Origin of the sequence: Hydrogenophaga sp., assembly GCF_028698005.1 — a bacterium.
Lineage (GTDB): Bacteria > Pseudomonadota > Gammaproteobacteria > Burkholderiales > Burkholderiaceae_C > Hydrogenophaga.
This window is the reverse complement of sequence record NZ_JAQVEJ010000224.1, coordinates 1-3,506: the sequence shown is the minus strand read 5'-3', so window position 1 is coordinate 3,506 and position 3,506 is coordinate 1. Positions and strand designations below refer to the sequence as shown.

Sequence of the window (3,506 nt, the reverse complement as noted above, 5' to 3'; positions counted from 1 at the left end):
CAGCGACCCGCGCAGCGGCGGAGCGTGGGGGCCTTTTCATGACTTTCGGCCGCCTCGACAAGCCGACCGGTCACCGGCCCATGAGCGACATCAATGTGACGCCGATGGTCGACGTCATGCTGGTGTTGCTGGTGATTTTCATCATTGCGGCTCCCCTGATGGCGAGCCGGATCGAGGTCGACCTGCCGAAGGAAGAGGCGCCGGTGCGATCGGACACGATCGAGCGCGAGCCTCATGTGCAGCTCGGGCTGGACGCCGAAGGCCGGGTCTGGTGGGACGACGAGCCGGTGGCCGATGGGGCGCTGGAGCAGCGGCTGCGCCAGGCCGCGCTCGATGACCAGGCGACCGAGGTCTGGCTGCAGGCCGACCAGCATGTGCCGCATGGCCGTGTGTTGGCGATCATGGCGATGGCGCAGCGCGCAGGTCTTTCGCGCATCGGCTTTGTCACCGACGAGGCCGCCGGCGCCGATGCGCCGGGCCCCGCCGTCCGCTGAGCGACCCGGTTCGACCTCATGTCGGGTTGACGGTGCTCGCTCGCAACACTTGGGGCGTCTGCCTTGTCGCGGCCGGAAACGCTGTGCTATAAAACTTTGTTATATAAGGGCCGCCGGTGTGGCCCGAACCGACCGGGTGCCGCACCCGACAACAAGGAGAATCGAGGATGAAGCAGGGATTCCACCGGGTGGGTCGCCGTACGATGGGCCGGGTTGCCCTGGCAGGCATGCTGGGCGTGGGCCTGGCGTTGGCCGGCTGCGGAGGAAATGAGGACGAGGACCAGACCAAGGCCGACAAGCGGGGCGTGTCGACGCTGCGTTTTGCCTACGACCACCTGACCGCCGGGATGCACTCGGGGGACGTGGTGAGCCTGGTGGGCCAGCACCCCCAGCAGCAGTACTGGGTGAAGATCGATGCGCGTACCAGCCTGCTGGAGAACGGCTGGTCGGACTACTCCTTTGGTGGTCAGGAAAACCTGCGTGTGCGTTTCACGGTGGATGGCCTGATCGCTTATGCGCAGTACATCCAGCAGGGTGACCAGGTGGTTAACATCCAGCAATTGTTCTAGGCGGGTGCGCAGGCCCTAAAATCCGTCTGCTGTGACCAGGCCGCTGGCCCGTGAGGGCCGGCGGCCTTTTCCTATTTCTGACTCTTTGCCGCGGGCCCCGCGGTCCGGTGATCCATGCAAGAAAAATACGCCCACCAGGCGGTCGAGCGCGCCGCGCACGACCACTGGACTGCCTCCGATGCCTATCGCGTGACGGAAGATGCCAGCCGGCAGAAGTTCTACGCATGCTCGATGCTGCCTTACCCCTCGGGCAAGCTGCACATGGGCCACGTGCGCAACTACACGATCAACGACATGTTGACGCGCTACCTGCGCATGAACGGCTACAACGTGCTCATGCCCATGGGCTGGGACGCCTTCGGCCTGCCGGCCGAGAACGCGGCGCTCAAGAACGGTGTGCCGCCGGCCCGGTGGACGTACGACAACATCGCCTACATGAAACGGCAGATGCAGGCCATGGGCCTGGCCATCGACTGGAGCCGTGAGGTGGCCACCTGTGATCCCGGCTACTACAAGTGGAACCAGTGGCTGTTCCTGAAGATGCTCGAAAAGGGCATCGCCTACCGCAAGACCCAGGTCGTCAACTGGGATCCGGTGGACCAGACCGTGCTGGCCAACGAGCAGGTCATCGACGGCCGCGGCTGGCGTACCGGGGCGATCGTGGAAAAGCGCGAGATCCCCGGCTACTACCTCAAGATCACCGACTACGCCGACGAGCTGCTGCAGCACGTGCAGGTGGGCAACGAGAAGGCCACGCTGACCGGCTGGCCCGACAAGGTGCGCCTGATGCAGGAGAACTGGATCGGCAAGAGCGAGGGGGTGCGCTTTGCCTTCACGCACGACATCCGGGATGCGCAGGGCCAGCTGATCCAGGACGGCCGGCTGTTCGTCTTCACGACGCGCGCCGACACCATCATGGGTGTGACCTTCTGTGCCGTGGCGCCCGAGCACCCGCTGGCCCAGCATGCCGCGGCCACCAACGCCACGCTCGCCGCCTTCATCGAGGAATGCAAGAAGGGCGGCACGACCGAGGCCGAGCTGGCGCTCAAGGAAAAGGAAGGCCTGCCCACGGGCCTGTTCGTCACCCATCCGCTGACCGGCGAGCAGGTCGAGGTCTGGGTCGGCAACTACGTGCTCATGAGCTACGGCGACGGTGCCGTGATGGGCGTGCCCGCGCACGACGAGCGCGACTTCGCGTTCGCGAAGAAGTACGGTCTGCCGATCAGGCAGGTTGTCGCGGTCGAGGGCGAGACTTTCTCGACCGACGCCTGGGCCGAGTGGTACGCCGACAAGCAGCGCGGCCGTTGCGTGCAGTCGGGCGTGCTCGACGGGCTCGGCCACAAGGCGGCGGTCGACAAGGTGGCCGAATTGCTGGCGGCCCAGGGCCTGGGCGAGAAGAAGACCACCTTCCGCCTGCGCGACTGGGGCGTCAGCCGCCAGCGCTACTGGGGCACGCCGATCCCGATCATCCACTGCGAGGACTGTGGCGCCGTGCCGGTGCCCGAGAAGGACCTGCCGGTGCGCCTGCCCGAAGATCTCGTGCCCGATGGCAGCGGCAACCCGCTGAACAAGTGCGAGGCCTTCCTGAAGGTGGACTGCCCCTGCTGCGGCAAGCCGGCGCGGCGCGAGACCGACACGATGGACACCTTCGTGGACTCGTCGTGGTACTTCATGCGCTACTGCGATCCCGCCAATGCCGAGAAGATGGTGGCCGAGGGCGCCCAGTACTGGATGCCGATGGACCAGTACATCGGCGGCATCGAGCACGCCATCCTGCACCTGCTGTATGCGCGCTTCTGGACCAAGGTGATGCGCGACCTGGGGCTGGTGAAAGTGGACGAACCTTTCACCCGCCTGCTCACGCAGGGCATGGTGCTCAACCACATCTACAGCCGCCGCACCGACAAGGGCGGCAAGGAATACTTCTGGCCGCACGACGTCGAGCACGTGCTGGACGAGGGTGGCAAGATCGTGGGCGCGCGCCTGAAGAACGCCGTGGGTGATCTGCCCGTGGGCACGCCGATCGACTACGAGGGCGTGGGCACGATGTCCAAGTCCAAGAACAACGGTGTCGATCCGCAGGACCTGATCGAGAAGTACGGTGCCGACACCGCGCGCCTGTACACCATGTTCACGGCGCCGCCGGAGGCCACGCTGGAGTGGAACGACGCCGCGGTGGAGGGCAGCTACCGCTTCTTGCGCCGCGTCTGGGGTTTCGGCCACAAGCTCAGCGCCATCGGCGGCCTGGGCGTGCTGGCGGCCGGCGTGTCCGGGCAGAACCTGTCCAGGGCGGCCAAGGCGCTGCGCCTGGAGATCCACACGGTGCTCAGGCAGGTGGACTACGACTACCAGCGCATGCAGTACAACACGGTGGTCTCGGGCGCGATGAAGATGCTCAACGCGCTGGAGGACTTCAAGGCCGAGGCCGGTAGCGAGGCCGACC

Annotated in this window: 3 protein-coding genes; all 3 read left to right on the top strand. The window is 66.0% G+C overall.

The window, feature by feature from the left end; all coding sequences use genetic code 11:
* Window positions 1-38: 38 nt before the first annotated feature.
* Complete coding sequence (locus PHQ87_RS15060; RefSeq protein ID WP_300236122.1) at window positions 39-494, top strand: biopolymer transporter ExbD; 456 nt, start codon at window positions 39-41, stop codon at window positions 492-494.
* A gap of 167 nt (window positions 495-661) precedes the next feature.
* The gene (locus PHQ87_RS15055) at window positions 662-1,063 is read left to right on the top strand and encodes a hypothetical protein (protein ID WP_300236119.1); all 402 of its coding nucleotides are present in this window, start codon (window positions 662-664) and stop codon (window positions 1,061-1,063) included.
* A 114-nt stretch (window positions 1,064-1,177) separates the two neighbouring features.
* Window positions 1,178-3,506 (top strand): leucine--tRNA ligase (gene leuS / locus PHQ87_RS15050; RefSeq protein ID WP_300236116.1); only part of this gene is annotated, 2,329 nt, incomplete at its 3' end.

Bases quoted from the DNA above. Each gene is read 5' to 3' on its own strand.
- PHQ87_RS15060 (WP_300236122.1), top strand. From the start codon at position 39: ATGACTTTCGGCCGCCTCGACAAGCCGACCGGTCACCGGCCCATGAGC.
- PHQ87_RS15055 (WP_300236119.1), top strand. From the start codon at position 662: ATGAAGCAGGGATTCCACCGGGTGGGTCGCCGTACGATGGGCCGGGTT.